At 70.1% G+C, this 19799-nt stretch carries 19 protein-coding genes; 15 read left to right on the plus strand and 4 right to left on the minus strand.

Annotated elements, in window-relative coordinates; translation table 11 throughout:
* Nucleotides 1–858 (plus strand): N-acetylmuramoyl-L-alanine amidase family protein (locus AC1DJH_RS22670; RefSeq protein ID WP_478187248.1); only part of this gene is annotated, 858 nt, incomplete at its 5' end.
* 152 nt (nt 859–1010) lie between these two features.
* A complete protein-coding gene (locus AC1DJH_RS22675; protein WP_435436650.1) occupies nt 1011–1295 on the plus strand; it encodes a glycine zipper domain-containing protein in 285 nt (94 codons plus the stop codon).
* A 67-nt stretch (nt 1296–1362) separates the two neighbouring features.
* Here AC1DJH_RS22675 and AC1DJH_RS22680 read toward each other — a convergent pair whose 3' ends face one another.
* Entirely contained in the window at nt 1363–2022 is a 660-nt protein-coding gene (locus AC1DJH_RS22680; RefSeq protein WP_478187249.1) for a DedA family protein, read from the minus strand.
* A 47-nt stretch (nt 2023–2069) separates the two neighbouring features.
* Here AC1DJH_RS22680 and AC1DJH_RS22685 point away from each other — a divergent pair, with 47 nt between their 5' ends.
* From AC1DJH_RS22685 to AC1DJH_RS22705, 5 genes are all read left to right on the plus strand, one after another.
* Nucleotides 2070–2567 (plus strand): N-acetyltransferase family protein, encoded by a 498-nt coding sequence (locus AC1DJH_RS22685; protein ID WP_478187250.1) that lies wholly within the window; start codon nt 2070–2072, stop codon nt 2565–2567.
* An 84-nt stretch (nt 2568–2651) separates the two neighbouring features.
* Nucleotides 2652–4541 (plus strand): DNA mismatch repair endonuclease MutL, encoded by a 1890-nt coding sequence (mutL, locus tag AC1DJH_RS22690; RefSeq protein WP_478187251.1) that lies wholly within the window; start codon nt 2652–2654, stop codon nt 4539–4541.
* 189 nt (nt 4542–4730) lie between these two features.
* Entirely contained in the window at nt 4731–5705 is a 975-nt protein-coding gene (locus AC1DJH_RS22695; protein WP_472120740.1) for an alpha/beta hydrolase, read from the plus strand.
* An 85-nt stretch (nt 5706–5790) separates the two neighbouring features.
* Entirely contained in the window at nt 5791–6846 is a 1056-nt protein-coding gene (gene miaA / locus AC1DJH_RS22700) for a tRNA (adenosine(37)-N6)-dimethylallyltransferase MiaA (RefSeq protein WP_478187252.1), read from the plus strand.
* Nucleotides 6843–7496 carry an ABC transporter ATP-binding protein gene (locus AC1DJH_RS22705; RefSeq protein WP_478187253.1) on the plus strand — a complete coding sequence of 218 codons (654 nt, stop codon included), beginning with the start codon at nt 6843–6845 and terminating at the stop codon, nt 7494–7496. Before miaA ends, AC1DJH_RS22705 begins: the two co-directional genes overlap by 4 nt.
* A gap of 19 nt (nt 7497–7515) precedes the next feature.
* Here the strand turns inward: AC1DJH_RS22705 and AC1DJH_RS22710 are convergent, their stop codons facing one another.
* The gene (locus AC1DJH_RS22710; protein WP_478187254.1) at nt 7516–8481 is read right to left on the minus strand and encodes a threo-3-hydroxy-L-aspartate ammonia-lyase; all 966 of its coding nucleotides are present in this window, start codon (nt 8479–8481) and stop codon (nt 7516–7518) included.
* 120 nt (nt 8482–8601) lie between these two features.
* On the opposite strand from AC1DJH_RS22710, the gene AC1DJH_RS22715 reads away from it, so the two are divergent.
* The 5 genes from AC1DJH_RS22715 (at nt 8602) to AC1DJH_RS22735 (ending at nt 13308) form a co-directional block, all read left to right on the plus strand.
* Entirely contained in the window at nt 8602–9309 is a 708-nt protein-coding gene (locus AC1DJH_RS22715) for a GntR family transcriptional regulator (RefSeq protein WP_478187255.1), read from the plus strand.
* Nucleotides 9306–10181 carry a phytanoyl-CoA dioxygenase family protein gene (locus AC1DJH_RS22720; protein ID WP_478187256.1) on the plus strand — a complete coding sequence of 292 codons (876 nt, stop codon included), beginning with the start codon at nt 9306–9308 and terminating at the stop codon, nt 10179–10181. The genes AC1DJH_RS22715 and AC1DJH_RS22720 overlap by 4 nt, the downstream gene beginning before the upstream one ends.
* Before the next feature lie 5 nt (nt 10182–10186).
* Nucleotides 10187–11548, plus strand: a complete 1362-nt coding sequence (locus AC1DJH_RS22725) for an NAD(P)H-dependent oxidoreductase (protein WP_478187257.1) — start codon at nt 10187–10189, stop codon at nt 11546–11548.
* A 162-nt stretch (nt 11549–11710) separates the two neighbouring features.
* Nucleotides 11711–12079, plus strand: coding sequence for a YciI family protein (locus AC1DJH_RS22730; RefSeq protein WP_478187258.1), 369 nt, complete (start codon nt 11711–11713; stop codon nt 12077–12079).
* On the plus strand, nt 12076–13308 hold the full coding sequence (locus AC1DJH_RS22735; RefSeq protein ID WP_478187259.1) for an RNA polymerase sigma factor: 1233 nt from the start codon (nt 12076–12078) through the stop codon (nt 13306–13308). Before AC1DJH_RS22730 ends, AC1DJH_RS22735 begins: the two co-directional genes overlap by 4 nt.
* A gap of 42 nt (nt 13309–13350) precedes the next feature.
* Here AC1DJH_RS22735 and AC1DJH_RS22740 read toward each other — a convergent pair whose 3' ends face one another.
* Nucleotides 13351–14004: an NUDIX hydrolase gene (locus AC1DJH_RS22740; protein WP_478187357.1), complete on the minus strand. Its 654-nt coding sequence runs from the start codon at nt 14002–14004 to the stop codon at nt 13351–13353.
* 186 nt (nt 14005–14190) lie between these two features.
* Between AC1DJH_RS22740 and AC1DJH_RS22745 the strand changes: the two genes are divergently transcribed.
* Nucleotides 14191–14763 (plus strand): NADAR family protein, encoded by a 573-nt coding sequence (locus AC1DJH_RS22745; RefSeq protein WP_478187260.1) that lies wholly within the window; start codon nt 14191–14193, stop codon nt 14761–14763.
* Complete coding sequence (locus tag AC1DJH_RS22750) at nt 14760–15659, plus strand: ADP-ribosylglycohydrolase family protein (protein WP_478187261.1); 900 nt, start codon at nt 14760–14762, stop codon at nt 15657–15659. The genes AC1DJH_RS22745 and AC1DJH_RS22750 overlap by 4 nt, the downstream gene beginning before the upstream one ends.
* Nucleotides 15660–15668: 9 nt before the next feature.
* On the opposite strand, the gene AC1DJH_RS22755 is transcribed toward AC1DJH_RS22750, so the two are convergent.
* Complete coding sequence (locus AC1DJH_RS22755) at nt 15669–16994, minus strand: serine hydrolase domain-containing protein (protein WP_478187262.1); 1326 nt, start codon at nt 16992–16994, stop codon at nt 15669–15671.
* A 189-nt stretch (nt 16995–17183) separates the two neighbouring features.
* On the opposite strand from AC1DJH_RS22755, the gene AC1DJH_RS22760 reads away from it, so the two are divergent.
* A complete protein-coding gene (locus AC1DJH_RS22760) occupies nt 17184–19787 on the plus strand; it encodes an FtsX-like permease family protein (RefSeq protein ID WP_478187263.1) in 2604 nt (867 codons plus the stop codon).
* Nucleotides 19788–19799: the final 12 nt, after the last annotated feature.

A 19799-nucleotide genomic window follows, 5' to 3' on the forward strand; every position in this document is an offset into this window, starting at 1 on the left:
GTGGTGGCCGGCGCCGACCGGCCCGGCCCACCGCCGGTGCTCGTGGCACCGCCGCCCGTCAGGCCCCTGCCGCCGCCGATGCCGCCGGCTGTGGCGGCGGCCCGGGGCGGCACCGCCACCGCGAGCCGCACCGACCGAATCATCATCGTGGCGCTCGACCCCGGCCACGGCGGCGAAGACCCCGGTGCCATCGGCCCGGCGGGCACGCGCGAGAAAGACATCGTGCTGCAGGTGGCGTTCCGCCTGCGCGACCGCATCAATGCGAGCAGCGTCAACGGCAACCCGATGCGCGCCTTTCTCACGCGCGACGCCGACTTCTTCGTGCCGCTGGGCGTGCGCGTGCAGAAGGCCCGCCGCGTGCAGGCCGACCTGTTCGTGAGCATCCATGCCGACGCCTTCACCACGCCGGCCGCACGCGGCGCGAGCGTGTTCGCGCTGAGCCAGAGCGGCGCGTCGAGCAGCGCGGCGCGCTGGATGGCCAACAAGGAGAACGACGCCGACAAGGTGGGCGGCGTGAACGTCGGTGGCCACGAGGCGCAGGTGCAGCGCGCGCTGCTCGACATGAGCACCACCGCGCAGATCAACGACAGCCTGAAGCTGGGCGGCGCCATGCTCGGCGAAATCAAGGGCATCGGTGCGCGGCTGCACAAGGGCCAGGTCGAGCAGGCCGGCTTCGCGGTGCTGAAGGCGCCGGACATTCCCAGCGTGCTGGTGGAAACCGCGTTCATCAGCAACCCGGAAGAAGAGGCCAACCTGCGCCGCGTCGACTACCAGGAAAGCCTGTCCGACGCGCTGATGCGCGGCATCCAGCGGTACTTCTCGCAGAACCCGCCGCTGGCCCGCAGCCGCCAGCTCTGATCCAGGCGCCTGCCTTGCAAACTCTAGGCAGGCCCTGCTGTCCCACGGCTGCCGGCCTGTGACACCGCACAGCCAGGCGCGGCAGGCTCCTACACGGCGACAACAGGGGCGTTGGCCATGATTTACCCATCACTCTTCGAAAGGTGGACATCATGAACACACGTCTCTGGATCGCTGCAGCCGCAGCCACTTCGGTCATGACGATTGCAGGCTGTGCAAGCGGCCCCAACCAGAACCTCGGTACTGGCGTCGGTGCAGTGGGCGGTGCGCTGGTGGGCAACGCCATCGGCGGCAACACGGCCGCCACCGTGGGTGGCGCTGCCATCGGCGGCATCATCGGCAACCAGGTTGGCCGCAATGCTGACGAGCGCAACTACAACCGCCAGCGCTATCCGCAAGGCAGCGGCTACTACCCGAGCAACGGCCCGAACTACTGATCGCTAGCCGGCTGGAACGAAAAAACGCGCCCTCGGCGCGTTTTTTCATTGTGTAGAGCCAAGAAGCTCAGGCTTGGGCGGCACGCGCTTTCTCGGCCTTCGACGCGCGCCATGCACCGAAGATGGCCAGCAGGCCCGGAATGAAGATCAGCGCCCAGATGATCTTGTCCAGGTGCTGGCGCACGAGCGGCAAATTGCCGAAGAAGTAGCCGGCCGTTGCGATGCCCAGCACCCAGATCAGCGCACCCACCACGTTGAACATGGTGAACTTGGCGCGGCCCATTTCGGCCACGCCGGCCACGAAGGGCGCGAAGGTGCGAATGAACGGCATGAAGCGCGCCAGCACGATGGTGATGCCGCCATAGCGTTCGTAGAAGGCATGGGCCTGGTCGAAGGCCTTGCGGTTGAAGAAGCGCGAGTTCTCCCACTGAAAGACCTTGGGCCCGAAGAAGCGGCCGATGGAGTAGTTGCACTGGTCGCCCAGGATGGCCGCCGCAATCAGGATGCCGCAGGCCAGCGGGAAGCTCATGAGCCCCGCGCCGCACAGCGCGCCCACGATGAAGAGCAGCGAGTCACCGGGCAGAAACGGCATGACGACCGCCCCGGTTTCCACGAAGACGATGAGGAACAGCAGCGCGTAGACCCAGGGGCCGTAGGCAATGACGAAGGCCTCGAGGTGTTTGTCGACGTGCAGGATGAAGTCGACGAGAAAGCTGATGATTTCCATGGGCGCGGATTATCCTTGTTGCAATCGAACGCTCCCCGAATCACCCCATGCTGCACATTCGCCTTGCCGTCGATGCGGACTGGCCCGCACTCTGGTCGTTCCTCGAGCCCACCTTCCGCCGCGGCGACACCTACACCTTCGCGACCGACGTCACCGAGGCCGAGGTCCGCCACGCGTGGATGACCTTGCCCGCCGCAACCTTCGTGGCCTGCGACGACCAGGGCGCGGTGCTGGGCACGTACGTGATCAAGCCCAACCAGCCGGGCCACGGCGCGCATGTGAGCAACTGCGGCTACGTGGTGTCGGAGGCAGCGCGCGGGCTGGGCGTGGCTTCGGCGTTGTGCGAACACTCGCAGCAGGAGGCGGTGCGCATGGGCTTTCGCGCGATGCAGTTCAACTTCGTGGTGTCGACCAACGAAGGCGCGGTGCGGCTGTGGCGCAAGCTGGGCTTTGCCATCGTGGGCACGCTGCCCGGTGCGTTCCGGCACCCGCAGCGCGGGTTCGTGGATGCGTTCGTCATGTTCAAGCAGTTGCTGCCGCACTGAATCGTGCGCGCAGGGCTTTGGGGTCCGGACGGACCCGATGCCCCGCCGGCCGCGCCGGCGCCACCTCGCTCCTAGAATGCCCCGGTGAGCGCCCTCCCCACCCCCAGCACCCCCCTCGAACGCCGCCCGATCCGCGAGCTTCCCGACGAACTGATCAGCCAGATCGCCGCCGGTGAAGTGGTCGAACGGCCCGCCTCGGTGGTGCGCGAACTGCTGGACAACGCGCTCGACGCGGGCGCGAGCCACATCACCGTTCGGCTGGCATCGGGCGGCGTGCGGCTGATCTCCGTCGAGGACAACGGCCTGGGCATTCCGCGCGAAGAACTCACGGTGGCCTTGCGCCGCCATGCGACCAGCAAGATCGCGAGCCTGAACGACCTGGAAACGGTCGGCACCATGGGCTTTCGCGGCGAGGCGCTCGCGGCCATCAATGCGATTGCCGAGCTGAGCATTCTTTCGCGCTTCACCGGCGCCGACACCGCGTTCTCGCTCGACGGGCGCACGGGTGAGCTGCGGCCGGTGGCGCGTGCTGCCGGCACCACGGTCGAGGTGCGCGAGCTGTTCTTTGCCACACCCGCGCGCCGCAAGTTCCTGAAGACCGACGCCACCGAACTGGCCCACTGCATCGAGGCCGTGCGCCGGCATGCGCTGGCGCGGCCCGAGGTGGGCTTTTCGGTCTGGCACGACGGCAAGCTGGTCGAGCAGTGGCGCGCCGCCACCACGCGCGAGCAGCGCCTGGCAGACGCGCTGAGCGACGACTTCGTCACGCAGAGCGTGGCGGTCGATCGCACCGGCGGCCCGGTGCGCGTGGTCGGGCGCGCCGGCATTCCCGACGCGGCACGCTCGCGCGGCGACCAGCAGTTCTTCTATGTCAACGGGCGCTTCGTGCGAGACAAGGTGCTGTCGCACGCCGTGCGCAGCGCCTACGAAGACGTGCTGCACGGCCAGCGCCAGCCCATCTACGCGCTGTACCTGGAAATCGATCCGGCGCGGGTCGACGTGAACGTGCATCCGACCAAGATCGAAGTGCGCTTTCGCGACGGGCGCGAGGTGCACCAGGCGGTGCGCCACGCGATAGAGGACGCCCTGGCGGCGCCACGCGCCGGCGACGCGCTCGCGCCCCCGGCCGCGCAGCAGCCGTTTTTCAAGGAGAACCCGCTCCCCACGAGCGCCAGTTGGTCGCAACCCGCTATGAATTTCGTAGCACAGGAGCGCGGCGCGGGCGATTTCGAGGCGATGTGGCCCCAGCGCACGGGGCAGTCCGTGCCCGCGCAGGAATCCGGCGCACTGCCATGGTCCGCGCTCAGTGCATCGCCAATGGCGTTGCGCGCCCCCCTCGGGTTGCCACCGAGCCCCGGCGCCGGCCCATCCATCACCACCAACGAGGAGGCCTGGCCGCTGGGCCGTGCGCTCGCGCAGCTGCAGGGCATCTACATCCTGGCCGAAAACAGCCAGGGCCTCGTGATCGTCGACATGCACGCGGCGCACGAGCGCATCGTCTACGAGCGGCTGAAGACGCAGCTCGACGGGGCCGCCATCGGCAGCCAGCCGCTGCTGATACCGGCCACTTTCGCGGCCACGCCGCAGGAAGTGGCCACCGCCGAGGCCTGCGCCGACGTGCTGCCGACGCTGGGCCTGGACATCACGCCCTTCTCCGCGCGCACGCTCGCAGTGCGCGCCGTGCCCTCGACGCTGGCCGACGGCGATCCGGTGGAGCTGGCGCGCAGCGTGCTGGCCGAGCTGGCCCAGCACGACGCCAGCACCGTGGTGCAGCGCGCGCAGAACGAATTGCTCTCCACCATGGCGTGCCACGGGGCCGTGCGGGCCAACCGCAAGCTCACCATCGACGAGATGAACGCACTGTTACGCCAAATGGAAGCAACAGAACGTTCGGACCAGTGCAACCACGGCCGGCCGACCTGGCGCCAGCTCTCCGTTCGGGAGCTCGACGCGCTGTTCATGCGCGGCCGCTAGGGGTTTCGGCGCTTTTTTCAGGGTTTTCGAGGGTTTTGGACGGTCATCCGTACAGCGGGCACGCACGTTGCATAGGTTCACAAAGCGCCAATGAGCGTTGTTTGAGGGGGTTACCAATGTGCAATGTCGGCGCACGGCGGTAGGAGCAGATGAACTTTTACGCCGACTTCGCTGTCCCTCAACCCCATGATGAAACGCTGGCCCCTCCTCGCGTCTGTCTTCTCGCTGTGTGCCCTGCTCGCCGCCGGTTGCTCGACGCTCGACGCGCAGCAGCGTGAGTGGATCTTCCAGCCCAGCGACCGCAGCTGGGGCAACACCGCCACCATGACCCAGGGCATGGAGGACGTGTGGATCGACTTCCAGTCCTCCCTCACCGGCGAGCCGGCCCGCCTGCACGGCCTGTGGCTGGGCGGCGCGCCGGAGACCACCGACACCCCCGTGCTGCTGTACCTGCACGGCGCGCGCTACAACGTGGCCGGCTCCGCACCGCGCATCCAGCGCATGCACGAGCTGGGCTTCTCGGTGCTGGCCATCGACTACCGCGGTTTCGGGAAGAGCTCCAAGGGCCTGCCCTCCGAGGAATCGGCCCGCGAGGACGCCCGCGCCGCCTGGACCTGGCTGGCCGCGCGCCACCCCAAGCAGCACCGCTACATCTTCGGCCACTCGCTGGGCGGCGCCATCGGCATCGACCTGGCCGCGCACGTCAACGACGAGAGCGGCACCATCGTGGAGAGCACCTTCACGTCCATCGCCGACGTGGTCAGCAGCTTCAAGTGGGGCTGGCTGCCCTTCGGCCCCTTCATCACGCAGCGCTTCGACGCGATCGACAAGGTCAAGGACATCGGCGCGCCGCTGCTCGTGGTGCACGGCACCGCCGACAGCCTGATCAACCCGACGCTGGGACGCAAGCTCTACGACGCGGCCACGGTGCCCAAGCAGTTCGTGCTGGTGGAGGGCGGTTCGCACCACAACACCAACTCGATCGGCGAGACGCAATACCGCGCCGCGCTCACGCAGCTGTTCCGCATGAAGCCGGAGAACATGGTCGCCAGCAACGGCGGCGTGCCGCGCCCGATGCCCAAGCTTGCACCGCCGGCCGCCGGCGGGCTCACACCGCAGGACGTGAGCGGCAAGGTGCGGCCGCCCGTGCCCGCGGCCATCTGACGCACGAGGGACCGGCCGGCACCCGGCCGCCCTTGAAGCCCCGGTGCCCGGCCGGGCACGCGCCATTTGCTACCCTCGGCGCACCATGTCCCCCAGCTTCGTTCCGGCCGCCGAGGCCGCTCCCCCGGCAGCGCCTGGCGCTGCCCCTCCCCCGGTAGCGCCTGGCGCTGCCCCTCCACAAGCCCCCCCGCGCTATGTCGCGCTCGCAGGCCCCACGGCCTGCGGCAAGACCGCCGCCGCACTCGCGCTGGCCCGCCTGCAGCCCGTCGAAATCATCTCGGTCGACTCGGCCCTGGTCTACCGCGGCATGGACATCGGCACCGCCAAGCCCACCGCCGCAGAGCAGGCCGCCGTGCCGCACCACCTGATCGACATCCTCGATGCGCGCGAGAGCTACAGCGCCGCCGCCTTCGTGGCCGACGCCACGCGGCTCATCGAGCAGATCCGCGCGCGCGGTGCGCTGCCGCTGCTGGTGGGCGGCACCATGCTCTACTTCAAGGCGCTGTTCGATGGCATCGACGCCATGCCGGCGGCCGACGCCGCGGTGCGAGCCCAGATCGACGCCGAGGCCGCCGCGCTCGGCTGGCCCGCCATGCACGCGCGGCTCGCCGTGGTCGACCCGGTGACGGCCGCGCGGCTGGCACCGCAGGACAGCCAGCGCATCCAGCGTGCGCTCGAGGTGTGGGCCAGCAGCGGGCAGCCGCTGTCGAGCTTTCACGCGAGCGACAACAAGACGGCCCGGCCCGTGGAGGGCGGCGTGCTGTTCTCGCTGGAGCCGGCCGATCGCGCCTGGCTGCACGCACGCATCGCCGAGCGCTTCGACGCGATGCTGGCGGGCGGCTTTCTCGACGAAGTGCGTGCGCTGCGCGCGCGCGGTGACCTGACGACCGACCTGCCCTCGATGCGCTGCGTCGGCTACCGCCAGGCCTGGGAAACGCTGGCCGCCTGCGGCGATGCGGCGCCCGACGCCAAGGCCATGTTCGACCTGCGCGAGCGCGGCATCGCCGCCACGCGCCAGCTCGCCAAGCGGCAGGTCACCTGGCTGCGCAGCATGCCGCAGCGCACCGTGATCGCCTGCGACGCCCCCGACGCGGTGCAGACCGCCGTTCAACTGATCGCCAAGACCACCCAAGCCGGATGACGCTGCGCATTACCAATCTCGGCAAGCACTACGGTGAATCGCCTGTCTTCGAGCACGTGACGCTGGCCGTCGAGCCCGGCGAGTTCGTCGCCATCGTGGGGGAGTCGGGTGTCGGCAAGTCGACGCTGCTCAACTGCATGGCCGGGCTGGACAGCTGGGACCAGGGCACGGTGACGCACGACGGCACCGACATCGGCGCGCTCGACGGCGAAGCCTGCGCGCTCTGGCGGCGCAGCCATGTGGGCTTCGTGTTCCAGGCTTTCCACGTGCTGCCGCACCTGGACGTGGCGCAGAACGTGTCGCTGCCGCTGATGCTGCTGGGCGAGAAAAACAAGGACGACCAACGCGTCGCACGAATGCTCGACGCCGTGGGCCTGTCCGGCATGGGCGCGCGGCTGCCGCAGACGCTGTCGGGTGGTCAGCTGCAGCGCGTGGCGATTGCGCGCGCGTTGGTGCACCGGCCCGCCCTGCTGCTCGCCGACGAGCCCACGGGCAACCTCGACCCGACGACGGCGGCGAAGGTGATGGACCTGCTGATCGGACAGACCCGCGAGCATGGTGCGTCGCTGGTGCTGGTGACCCACTCCGAGAGCGCAGCCGCCCGCGCGGACCGGCTGCTGCACCTGACGGCGACCGGCATCCGCGCCTGACCGGCTTGCGGCTTGCTGCTTACTGCGGAGGCGTAACCAGCGCGGCAAAGCGCGACAGGTCGACGTTGCCGCCGCTGATCACGATGCCCACGCGCTGGCCCGCAATCGCCTGGCCCGCCGCGATGGCGCCCGCGAAGGCGAGGCAGCCGGTGGGCTCCACCACCATCTTCATGCGCTCGGCGAAGAAGCGCATGGCGTCGACCAACTGCTCGTCGGTCACGGTGAAGATGTCGTCCACGTCGCGGCGGATGATGCCGAAGGTGTACTCGCCCAGGTGCTGCGTCTGCGCGCCGTCGGCAATGGTCTGCGGCGTGGGGATGTGCACGATCTTCCCGGTGCGAAACGACTGCTGGCCGTCGTTGCCCGCCTCGGGCTCGACGCCGTAGACCTTGCATGCGGGCGCGAGTGCACGCGCCGAGAGCGCCGAGCCCGACAGCAACCCGCCGCCGCCGAGGCACACGAACAGGTGGTCCAGCGGGCCGGTCTCTTCGATCAACTCCTTCACCGCCGTGCCCTGGCCCGTGAGCACATCGGGGTGGTCGTACGGCGGAATCATCGTCATGCCGCGCTCCTGCGCGATCCGCTTCGTCAGCGCCTCGCGGTCTTCGGTGAAGCGGTCGTACATCACCACTTCGGCGCCGTAGCCCTTGGTGGCGGCCACCTTGGCGGCGGGCGCGTCCCTGGGCATGACGATCACGGCCGGCATCGACAGCAGGCGGGCCGACAGCGCGATGGCCTGCGCATGGTTGCCCGACGAGAAGGCGATCACGCCGCCCTTGCGCTGCGCGGCATCGAACTTCGACAGCGCATTGAAGGCGCCGCGGAACTTGAACGCGCCCATGCGCTGGAAGTTCTCGCACTTGAAGAAGAACTGCGCGCCCCAGCGCTCGTTGGCGGTGGTCGATTGCAGCACCGGCGTGCGGTGGGCATGGCCTTCGAGCCGCGCGGCGGCGGCGATGACGTCGTCGTAGGTAGGTAGTTGCATGGGTCCGAGCTTAGCGGCGGCTTGCAATCTTTTGCAGCCCCGATGGGTAAAAACCCGGTAGGCGCGGCAGCCCTGAAGTTCGTACTCTGTATACAGAGTTCATAAAAAAAGAGGTTTGCCATGCCCGCCCAGCTCGTCAGCATCGAGGTCGCCCCCGACCTCGTCGACCAGGTGTACCGCGCCCTGCTCGGTGCCATCAGCAGCGGCGCGCTCGCACCTGGCGAGCGCCTCACGCAGGAGGACATCGCGCAGCGCCTGTCGGTCTCGCGCCAGCCGGTGCTGCAGGCGTTGCGGCTGCTGAAGAAAGACGGCTTCGTGCTGGACGCGCCCGGCCGCGGCGTGCTGGTGGCGCCGCTGGAGGCCGAGGCGATGCGCCGGGTCTACCAGGTGCGCGGTGCGCTCGATGTGCTGGCCGCGCGGCTCGCGGCGCAGCAGCGTTTTCGCATCGACCCGAAGCTCATCGAGCGTGGCCGGCGCGCGGCGCGCGGGCGCAACGTCGAAGCGATGATCGACGCCGACGTGGCCTTCCACCAGGCCATCTACGAAGCCTCGGGCAACCCGCTGATCGGCCAGAGCGCCAGCCCGCACTGGCGCCACCTGCGCCGCGCGATGGGCGCGGTGCTGCAGGCCGAGCCGCAGCGCGAGACGCTCTGGGACGAGCACGAGGCCATCGCCGCGGCCATCGCTGCGGGCAACGCGGACCGCGCGGCGCGCCTGAGCGAGGAACACGTCGCGCAGGCCAGCGAGGCACTGGCCCGGCGCCTCGCCGAACAGCAGGCCCGCAACGCACCCACGCACACCCGCACCCACAAAGGAGACAAGGCATGAAGCTGACCCCCGAGCAACGCGCGCAGTTCGAGCGCGACGGCTACCTGTTCTTCCCCGGCCATTTCTCGCCTGAAGAGACGAAGACCCTGACCGATGCGGTGCCCGACCTCTACAGCAAGCGCGAGGCCTTCAACGTGCGCGAGAAAGGCTCCGACGCGGTGCGCACGAACTTCGCGGCGCACCTCATCAGCGAGCCCTTCGCGCGCCTGGCGCGCCACCCGCGCATGGTCGGTCCGGTGATGGACCTCTTCGAGGAAGAGGTCTACATGCACCAGTTCAAGATCAACGGCAAGATGGCCTTCGAAGGCCAGGTGTGGCAGTGGCACCAGGACTACGGCACCTGGCTCAACGACGACCTGATGCCCACAGAGCGCGCGATGAACGTGGCCATCTTCCTGGACGACGTGAACGAGCACAACGGCCCGCTGATGTTCATTCCGGGCAGCCACCGCAAGGGCGTGGTCGATGCGAAACATGACCTCACGACGACGAGCTATCCGCTCTGGACCGTGGACAACGAGCTGATCGCGCAACTGGTCGACCGCGCCGGCGGCAAGGACGGCGGCATCGTCTCGCCCAAGGGCCCGGCGGGTTCGATGATCCTATTCCACAGCTGCCTGGTGCATGCCTCGGGCAGCAACCTGTCGCCGTTCAACCGCGTGGCGGTGTACCTGAGCCTGTGCGCCGTCAGCAACCACATCCGGCGCCACAAGCGGCCCGAGTACATCGCGCACCGCGACTTCACGCCCATCGAGATGCTGCCCGACGACTGCCTGCGCAAGCCCTACCCCGTCGACGTGCCGTGGAAGCACGGCCTGCCAGAGAGCGCGCTGCGCACCTCGCCCGATGTGATCGAACCCGTGGAGGCCTGAACGCCATGAGCCTGCACACCCGCCTGCTGCAGCGCGCCGCCGAAGGCCGCCCCATTCGCATCGGCCTGATCGGCGCCGGCAAGTTCGGCGCCATGTACCTCGCGCAGATTCCGCGCACGCCCGGCGTGCAGCTGGTGGCCATTGCCGACCTGTCGCCCGGCGCGGCGCGCGTCAATCTCGAGCGCGTGGGCTGGCAAGCCGAGCGCTGCGCCGCCGGCTCGGTGCAGGAGGCGCTGAAGCACGGCAACACCTGGATCACCGACGACTGGCGGGCAGTGACGCGCGCGCCGTCCATCGACATCGTGGTCGAGTGCACAGGAAACCCCATCGCCGCGGTCGAGCACTGCCTGGACGCCTTCGCGCACGGCAAGCACGTGGTCAACGTGACGGTGGAGGCGGACGCCTTCTGCGGCCCGATGCTCGCGCACCGTGCGCGGCAGGCCGGCGTGATCTATTCGCTGGCCTTCGGCGACCAGCCCGCGCTGATCTGCGACCTGGTCGACTGGGCGCGCACCTGCGGCTTTCCGGTGGTGGCGGCCGGGCGCGGGCACAAGTGGCTGCCGCACTTCACCGAGTCGACGCCCGAGACCGTGTGGGGCAACTACGGCCTCACGCCCGAGCAGGCGCTGCGCGGCGGGCTCAACCCGAAGATGTTCAACAGCTTCCTGGACGGCTCCAAGCCGTCCATCGAAAGCTCGGCCGTGGCCAACGCCACCGGACTCACCGTGCCGTCGGACGGCCTGCTCTACCCGCCCGCGAGCGTGGAGGACATTCCCTTCGTCACGCGACCGAAGAGCGAGGGCGGCGTGCTGGAGCGCAAGGGCATGGTCGAGGTGGTCTCCTCGCTGGAAGCCGACGGCCGCAAGATCCCCTACGACATCCGCATGGGCGTGTGGGTCACGGTGGAGGCCGAGACCGACTACATCAAGAACTGCTTCGAGGAATACAACGCCCACACCGACCCGAGCGGGCGCTACTTCACGCTCTACAAGCGCTGGCACCTCATCGGCCTGGAGGTCGGCATGTCGGTCGCCAGCGTGGCGCTGCGCGGCGAGCCCACCGGCGTGGCCACCTGCTGGAACGCCGACGTGGTGGCCACCGCCAAGCGCGACCTGGCCGCGGGCGAGATGCTCGACGGCGAAGGCGGCTACACGGTGTGGGGCAAGCTGCTGCCCGCCGAGCGCTCGTTGCGCCTGGGCGGCCTGCCGCTCGGGCTGGCGCACGACATCAAGCTGCTGCGGCCGGTGAAGAAGGGCCAGAGCCTGAGCTGGGCCGACGTGGCGGTCGACACCGGCACCGCCGCCTGCAAGCTGCGAAACGAGATGGAGGCGATGTTCGCGCCGTCGGCACGGGACCGGGCCGCCTGAACGCTTGCCGAAATGAACGCCAAATGATGCATTGCGCCCGGCCGCCTTAACGTCAAAAATATTCTGCCCGGCACGGCGAACCCGTGTCGAAATGGCCGCTGGCGGGCCGTCATTGTGGTGAGCGATCCTGCTCTGCAGCTTCTTCCATGACGGAGAGACACCATGCAGTACATGTTGATGTTCTATCAGCCCGCGGCCGAGTTCGAGCAACGCGACGACGCCGCCTCGCAGGCCTACCGCGCCAGCTGGATGGCCTATGCCGACGCCGTGCGCCAGTCGGGCATTGCGCTCGGCGGCCACGGCCTGTTCCCGCCCATGACCGGCACCACGCTGCGCGTGCGCGGCGACAAGCGACAGGTGCAGGACGGTCCCTTCGCCGACACCAAGGAGCAGCTCGGCGGCTACTTCGTGATCGAGGTGGCCGACCTCGACGCCGCGCTCGAATGGGCCGAGCGTGCGCCCTGCGCCTCCAGCGGCGGGGTGGAGGTGCGCCCCGTCTTCACCGCCACCGCGGCGGCCGCGGCGCCATGAGCGGCCCGGCGGCTCACCAGGCCGCCGAACGTGCGGCGCGCGAGGCCTACGGGCGGCTGCTGGCCATCCTGTCCGCGCGCACGCACGACATCGCCGCGTCCGAAGACGCACTGGCCGACGCCTTTGCCCGTGCGCTGGAGCGCTGGCCCGCCGACGGCATTCCGCAGCAGCCCGAAGCCTGGCTGCTGAGCGTGGCGCGGCACCGCAAGCTCGACGCCTGGCGCCACACCCGCGTGCAGGACAAGGCCACGCAAACGCTGATGCTGCTGGCCGGCGAGATCGACGAAGGCAGCACCGAGGGCGCAGCCGTGCCCGACGAGCGGCTGCGCCTGCTCTTCGTGTGCGCGCACCCGGCCATCGACGCACCGGCACGCGCACCGCTGATGCTGCAGACCGTTCTCGGGCTCGACGCGGCGCGCATGGCGGGCGCTTTCCTGAGCTCGCCCTCCGCGCTGGCGCAGCGGCTGGTGCGCGCCAAGGCCCGCATCCGCGCGGCGGGCGTGCCTTTCGAATACCCGCAGGCGCGCGACCTGCCGCACCGGCTGCGCGACGTGCTTGACGGCATCTACGCCGGCTATGGCACGGGCTGGGACGACGTGGACGGCGCCGACGCCCTGCCGCGCGGGCTGACCAACGAAGCCATCGACCTGTGCCGCATCCTGTGCCGGCTGATGCCGAACGAGCCCGAACCGCTCGGGCTGCTGGCGCTGATGCTGTTCTGCGACGCCCGCCTGGCGGCGCGCCGCAGCGACACCGGCGCCTACGTGCCGCTCGACCAGCAGGACATCACGCGCTGGGACCACGAACTGCTGGCCGAGGCCGAGCACCATCTGCGGCACGCGTCCACCCTGCGATCGCTCGGGCCCTACCAGTTGGAGGCGGCCATCCAGTCGGCGCACTGCGAACGCCGCGCGGGCGCGCCGGTGCCGCCCGAAACGCTGGTGTCGCTGTACGAAGGCCTGCTGGCACTGCGGCCCAGCGTCGGTGCGCAGGTGAGCCTCGCCTGCGCGCTGGCCAATGCCCGCACGCCGGAGACCGGCCTTCGCGCGCTCGATGCGATCCCGGCGGACGAGGTGACGAACTACCAACCCTTCTGGGCCGCGCGCGCGCACCTGCTGGCGGCCGGCGGTGCGCGTGCCGCGGCCCGGCAGGCCTATGACCGGGCGATCGGCCTGAGCACCAGTGCGGCGGTGCGCACCTACCTCAGCGCGATGTCGCAGCGGCCCTGAGCCGGCGTCCTTCCCGCAGCGGCCCGGCGTTGCTGCCTGCCGCTACCGGGCGCTGAAAGTGCGCGGAAACAGCGCCGCCTGCGAGCGGTCGCGCAGCCGGTAGCTCATGGCCGGGCGGCCCAGGCTGCCGGTGACCATGCCGGCCTCTTCCATGAACTCGCCGTCGAGCATGCGCTTGCGAAAGGCGCTCTTGTCGATGTCGCGGCCCAGCACCACCTCGTACGTGTGCTGCAGCGCCGGCAGCGTGAACGGCTCCTCCAGCAGAAAGGCCGGCAGCGAGGTGTATTCGACCTTGCTGCGCAGCCGGGCGACGGCCGCGTCCAGCAACTCGCCGTGGTCGAAGGCCAGCCGCTTGCGCGCTGCCACGTCGACCGCGAACCATGCCACCTCGGCCGCGTTGGCGCCGCTGCGCAAGTGCATCGCCTGCGCGGGAATCAGCGCATAGAAGCAATGCGTGGTCGACCAGCCGCGCGGGTCGCGCTGCGCACCGCCCCAGCTGCCGAGTTGTTCGAGGTAGGGCGTGACCACGCCGGTCTTTTCGCGCAGCTTGCGCTGCGCGCAGTCGAGCAGCGTGGCGTCTTCGTCGATGTTCACGAAGCCGCCGGGCAAGGCCCACTTGCCGGGGAACGGCTCGGCGGTGTCGGCGGGGCGCTTCACCAGCAGCACCTGCAAGGCGTCGTCGAGCACGGTGAACATCACCACGTCGACCGTGACCAGCGGGCGCGGAAAGCTCAGGGGCGGAAAAATCGACGAGGGTGATTTCACGGGATGGCTTGACTGCGGATTTGTTAGTTGTACTATACAACCCTTGATTAGTTGCACAGGACAACTTACAACGGAAAAAGGAACAAGGCTGTCACACGCTTTCGAGGGAGAGAAAAAATGACGATCCATACAACGACCACGCCGCGCAGCACCCGCGACCTGCCCGCCTACTTCGCGCAGGGCCATCGCCCCGAGTACCTTCTGTTCTGGGGCCACCAGGCGCCGAAGACGGGCGTGAACAAGAGCTGCTTCAGCCAGTGGTTCGAGGCCGAATTCAAGGTCGACGGGGTCAGGTACCGCACGGCCGAGCATTTCATGATGGCCGGCAAGGCGCGCCTGTTCGACGACACGCAAACCTGCGAGCGCATCCTCGCGGCCCGCACGCCCGGCGAAGCGAAGAAGCTCGGCCGCGAGATCCGCGGCTTCGACGAGGCGGCATGGGTCGAGGCGCGCCTGGACATCGTGACGCAGGGCAACATCGAGAAGTTCGCGCAGAACGCGGCGCTCGGCGCCTTCCTGCTCGGCACGGGCCACCAGGTGCTGGTGGAGGCCAGCCCGGTCGATCCGGTCTGGGGCGTCGGCCTGGCGGCCACCGACCCCGCGGCGCAAGACCCGCGCGCGTGGCGCGGCCTCAACCTGCTGGGCTTCGCGCTGATGGCCGCACGCGACGCGCTGAGGGCCGCGCGATGACACGCATCGAACGCTACCGGGGCTGCCTGCTCGGCCTGGCCTGCGGCGACGCCGTGGGCACCACGGTCGAGTTCCGCTCGCGCGGCAGCTTCGAGCCGGTGACCGGCATGGCTGGCGGCGGGCCCTTCGGCCTGGCGCCCGGCGAATGGACCGACGACACCTCGATGGCGCTGTGCCTCGCGGCGAGCCTCATCCACTGCGGGGGCTTCAACGCCGTCGACCAGATGAACCGCTACTGCAACTGGCGCAGCGTGGGCTACATGAGCAGCACCGGCAACTGCTTCGACATCGGCCTCACGGTGTCGGGCGCCCTCACCCGCTACCTCGCGTCGGGCGATCCGTTCGCTGGCGACCCCGATCCGCGCGCGGCGGGCAACGGTGCGCTGATGCGGCTGGCACCCGTGCCGATGTTCTGCGCGGCCAGCGCCGAAGCCACCTGGCAACAGGCCGGCGAGAGCACGCGCACCACGCACGGCGCGCTGGAGGCCATCGAGTGCTCGCGGCTGTTCGCCTTGCAGCTGCGGGCGGCCTTGCAGGGCGAAGGCAAGGCGGCCATTCTTGCGACCGCACCGCGGGCCCCGCTGAGCGAGAAGGTCGCGGCGCTCGCGCGCGGCGACTACGCCTCGAAGCCGCGCGAGCACATCAAGGGTTCGGGCTACTGCGTCGAGTCGCTGGAAGCGGCGCTCTGGTGCTTTGCGCACACGCAGTCGTTCGAAGAAGCCGTGCTCGCCGCCGCCAACCTCGGCGACGATGCCGACACCACCGCCGCCATCTGCGGCCAGCTGGCGGGCGCGTTCTACGGCGTGGGCGGCATTCCCGCGCACTGGCTCGACAAGCTCGTCATGCGCGAAGAGATCGCGCAGATGGCCGACCGGTTGCTCGCGCTCGCGAACTGAACGCGCCAGCTACTCCTGCGGCGCCACGGCCGGCTCGCCGACCCGGCGCCCCTCCAGCTGGCTGCCGCCCTGCGCCAGCGTGACGCCGACCACCGCACGGCCGGCATCGCGCCGAAACATCAGTTGCGCGCCGATGCCCGTGACCGCGAAACGGTCGGTGCCGGTCGGCGTGAGCGCGCTGTAGCCGCGCCCCGTCTCGCGCACCAGCAGCTTGCCGTCGCGCACCGTGAAGCTCAGCGCCTGGGTCTTGCTCACGCGGAACTCGCCGCGGTAGTCGTCCAGACGCTTCGCATCGATCGGCACCTCGGCGGTCGACACCGGGTAGCGGCTCTTGCCGATGGCCAGCATCACGGCCTGCAGCGGCGCGCGTGCGTTGCTGCTGAGCACGATGATGGCCTCGCCGGTGTCGGGCGCCAGCAGCCAGAGCGTGCGGTAGCCCTCGGTAACGCCCGCATGGTAGTAAGTGCGGCGTCCGCCATCGGAGCCGCGCACCATCACCGCATAGCCGATCTCGGCGCCCTCGTAGCGCGCCAGCGGCGTGAGCATGCGCGCGGCGGCCGGGCCCAGCGGGCCGGCGGCGCCGGCCAGCACGGCGCGGCTGAAGGTCATCATGTCGGCGGCCGTGGAGCGCAGGGCGCTGGCCGGCGCGTAGGCCAGCATGTCGAACAGCGGCTGCCGGCGGTCGCCCGCAAACGCCGGAGCCATGCGCGAGGCCTTGTCGCCGAGCGGAATCACGGTGTCGTTCATGCCCAGCGGCTCGGTGATGCGCGCACGCACCAGCTCGCCCCACGAGGTGCCGTAGCGCTCGGCCAGCAACTGGCCCAGCAGCGCCATGCCGAAGTTGCTGTATGCGGCCTCGCACGGCGGCGCAGCCGCCGTGAGCCTGATGCGCGCGAGCGCGGCCCAGAACATCGGTTTGTCGAAGGTGCGGAACTGTTCGGCCAGCGGCGCGCCGCCGGTCACGCCGTCGGCCATCACGGGCATGCAGCCGGTGTGCGTGACCAGCTGGCGCAGCGTGACCGAGGCCACGCCCGGCGACACGCCCTCGACCTTGCCGGCCAGCAGCTTGCCCACGGTGTCGTCGAGCTTCAGGTCGCCGCGCTCGACCGCCTGCGCGAGCAGCAGGCCGGTGAAGACCTTGGTGACGGAGCCGATCTCGAACATCGGCTGCTCGGCGCTGCTGGCGGCGATGGCGCGCGGCAGCGACGGCGGCTCGGGGTTGTAGGCGGCGCCGTAGGCCGCCTGCCCGTTGCGCAGCGTGCCTACCACCAGCGTGCCGCGCTCTGCGCCCAGCGCCGCCTTGGCCAATATCGCGGGGTCGCTCGCCAGCGTCAAGGGTGCCTGAGGTTGGGCGCCGGCATGGCCCACGAGCAGGGGTGCGAGGACGCACAGCGCAAGCCAGGGTCGGCACAGGGGACGGGGAGCACGGGGCAAGAGCCGCATCGTCGGGTTCCTCAGGCGTCATCGAAGAGGCGCCATGGTGCCACGCCTGTGTAACCTTTTGCGCGCCGCCACAATCGATGCATGCGCGCATTGCTCACCACCTTCTCCTGGCAGGAACTCCGCCACCACCCCTGGCGCAACGCGGCGGCCGTGATGGCCGTGATGCTGGGCGTGGCGCTGGCCTTCTCGGTGCAGCTGATCAACGCCTCCGCGCTCGACGAGTTCTCCAGCGCCGTGCGCTCGGTGAACGGACAGCCCGACTTGGAAGTGCGCGCCGTGCAGGGCGGCTTCGACGAGGCGGTGTTCGCCCAGCTGGCCCGGCATCCGCAGGTGACGCTCGCGAGCCCCGTGGTGGAGTTCCAGGGCCTGGCACTGGTGGCCGACAGCCAGGTGCCGATGCGCGTGATCGGCATCGACGCGCTGGTGCTGCCCACCATCGCGCCGGCGCTGATGCCGCAACCCGCGCCCGGCGCCGACCGCTTCGCGCTGTTCGCGCCGGGACAGGTGTTCCTCAACGCCGCCGCGCGCAGCGCGTTGAAACTGCCCGCGCAAGCACCCGCAGGCTCCGCGGAAACAGTGCAGCTGCGCAGCGGCGACGCCTGGCAGCAGCTGGCCGTGGCCGGCCATGTCGCGGCCGGCGGCACGGCGCTCGCGGTGATGGACATCGGCGCCGCGCAAGACCTGTTCGGCCAGGGCGGCCGGCTCAGCCGCATCGACCTGCGGCTGGCGCCCGGCACCGACCGCGCCACCTTCATGGCCGCGCTGCGGAAGTCGCCGGACTGGCCCGCGGGCGTGCAGTTCGCCGAGCCGGGCGATGCGGCGGAACGCGTGAGCAACCTGTCGCGCGCCTACCGCGTCAACCTCACGGTGCTGGCGCTGGTGGCGCTGTTCACCGGCGCGTTCCTGGTGTTCTCGGTGCTGGCGCTCAGCGTGGCCAAGCGCGCGCAGCAGTTCGCGCTGCTGGGCGTGCTGGGCCTCACCCCGCGCGAGCGGCTGCGGCTGGTGCTGGCCGAATCGCTGGTGCTGGGCCTGATCGGCAGCGCGGCCGGCCTGGCGCTGGGCACCGCGCTCGCGGCCTTTGCGCTGAAGGTGATGGGCGGCGACCTGGGCGGCGGCTATTTCGAGGGCGTGGCGCCCACGCTGCACTGGAGCGCCGCTTCGGCCCTGCTGTACGGCGGCTTGGGCGTGGTGGCCGCGCTGGTCGGCGGCTGGTGGCCCGCGCGCGCGGCGCAGGCGTTGCCCGAGGCCCAGACGCTCAAGGGCCTGGGCGCCGCGCCTGTGCAGAGCAACGGCCACTGGCTGGCGCTGGGGCTGATCGCGCTGGGCGGGGTGCTGGCCAACGTGCCGGCCATTGGCGGCATTCCCGTGGCGGCGTACCTGTCGGTGGCCTGCCTGCTGGTGGGCGGCATCACCGCCCTGCCCTGGCTGATCGCCCTGCTGTACGACCGCATCGCGCCCCTGTTCGCGCAGCGCGTGCTGCCCATGCTGGCCGTGGAGCGCGCGCGGCGCATGCGCGGCACGGCGGCCGTGGCGGTAAGCGGCGTGGTCGCGAGCCTGAGCCTGGCGGTCGCGCTGACGGTGATGGTCGCGAGCTTTCGCGACTCGGTGACGCAGTGGCTGAACGTGGTGCTGCCCGCCGACCTGTACGTGCGCGCCACCTCGGGCGGTCGCGGCAGCAACAGCGGCGGCACCAGCAGCACCGACACCGCCACCTTCGCACCCGCTTTCGTGCAGGCGCTGGCGCAGTTGCCCGGCGTGGCGCGCACCGGCACGCTGCGCACGCAGACGCTGCAACTCGACGCCACGCGCCCTGCCGTGGCGCTGATCGCGCGCAGCCTGGAAGGCGGCGCCACGCAGTCGTTGCCGCTGGTCGGTTCGGCCGTTGCCGTGCCCGAGGGGCAGATCGGCATCTACGTGAGCGAGCCGATGGTGGAGCTGTACGGCGCCAAGCCGGGCACCACCTTCGCACCGCTGTCGGACGCCATGGGCATGTCGGCGTCGTCCAAAAAGACGCCGTCGTTCTTCGTGGCCGGCGTGTGGCGCGACTACGCCAGGCAGTTCGGCGCGATCACCATGGATGCGCGGGACTACGAGCGCATCACCGGCGAGCGCAACGTGAGCGACGTGGCGCTGTGGCTGGCGCCCGGCGCGTCCGAAGGCGAGGTGCAGACGGCGGTGCGCGCGCTCGCCGCTCGCCAGGGCGGCGGCTCCGCCGAGTCGGTGGAAATTGCGTCGGTCGGGCAGATCCGCGTGACCTCGCTGCGCATCTTCGACCGCAGCTTTGCCGTGACCTACTGGCTGCAGGCAGTGGCCATCGCCATCGGTCTCTTCGGCATCGCGGCGAGCTTCAGCGCGCAGGTGCTGGCGCGGCGCAAGGAATTCGGGCTGCTCGCGCACCTGGGATTCACGCGGCGGCAGGTGCTGGCGGTGGTGGCGGGCGAAGGCGCGGCGTGGACGGCCATCGGCGCCGTGGCCGGGCTGGGGCTGGGCCTGGCGGTCTCGGTGGTGCTGGTGAAGGTGGTGAATCCGCAGAGCTTTCACTGGAGCATGGACCTGCTGGTGCCGTGGGAGCGGCTGCTGCTGTTGTGTGCCGCGGTGGTGGCCGCAGGCACGGTGACGGCGTGGATGGCCGGCCGCGCCGCAGCCGGCAAGGACGCAGTCCTGGCAGTCAAGGAAGATTGGTAAGAAAAAGAGCCA

Source organism: Variovorax sp. 10N412 (assembly GCF_056394985.1).

Coding starts and splice junctions, on each gene's coding strand:
- AC1DJH_RS22760 (WP_478187263.1), top strand. CDS start 17,184: ATGCGCGCATTGCTCACCACCTTCTCCTGGCAGGAACTCCGCCACCAC.
- AC1DJH_RS22715 (WP_478187255.1), top strand. CDS start 8,602: ATGCCCGCCCAGCTCGTCAGCATCGAGGTCGCCCCCGACCTCGTCGAC.
- AC1DJH_RS22730 (WP_478187258.1), top strand. CDS start 11,711: ATGCAGTACATGTTGATGTTCTATCAGCCCGCGGCCGAGTTCGAGCAA.
- AC1DJH_RS22695 (WP_472120740.1), top strand. CDS start 4,731: ATGAAACGCTGGCCCCTCCTCGCGTCTGTCTTCTCGCTGTGTGCCCTG.
- miaA (WP_478187252.1), top strand. CDS start 5,791: ATGTCCCCCAGCTTCGTTCCGGCCGCCGAGGCCGCTCCCCCGGCAGCG.
- AC1DJH_RS22680 (WP_478187249.1), bottom strand. CDS start 2,022: ATGGAAATCATCAGCTTTCTCGTCGACTTCATCCTGCACGTCGACAAA.
- AC1DJH_RS22740 (WP_478187357.1), bottom strand. CDS start 14,004: ATGTTCACCGTGCTCGACGACGCCTTGCAGGTGCTGCTGGTGAAGCGC.
- AC1DJH_RS22720 (WP_478187256.1), top strand. CDS start 9,306: ATGAAGCTGACCCCCGAGCAACGCGCGCAGTTCGAGCGCGACGGCTAC.
- AC1DJH_RS22675 (WP_435436650.1), top strand. CDS start 1,011: ATGAACACACGTCTCTGGATCGCTGCAGCCGCAGCCACTTCGGTCATG.
- AC1DJH_RS22685 (WP_478187250.1), top strand. CDS start 2,070: ATGCTGCACATTCGCCTTGCCGTCGATGCGGACTGGCCCGCACTCTGG.
- AC1DJH_RS22735 (WP_478187259.1), top strand. CDS start 12,076: ATGAGCGGCCCGGCGGCTCACCAGGCCGCCGAACGTGCGGCGCGCGAG.
- AC1DJH_RS22705 (WP_478187253.1), top strand. CDS start 6,843: ATGACGCTGCGCATTACCAATCTCGGCAAGCACTACGGTGAATCGCCT.
- AC1DJH_RS22745 (WP_478187260.1), top strand. CDS start 14,191: ATGACGATCCATACAACGACCACGCCGCGCAGCACCCGCGACCTGCCC.
- AC1DJH_RS22725 (WP_478187257.1), top strand. CDS start 10,187: ATGAGCCTGCACACCCGCCTGCTGCAGCGCGCCGCCGAAGGCCGCCCC.
- AC1DJH_RS22750 (WP_478187261.1), top strand. CDS start 14,760: ATGACACGCATCGAACGCTACCGGGGCTGCCTGCTCGGCCTGGCCTGC.
- AC1DJH_RS22710 (WP_478187254.1), bottom strand. CDS start 8,481: ATGCAACTACCTACCTACGACGACGTCATCGCCGCCGCCGCGCGGCTC.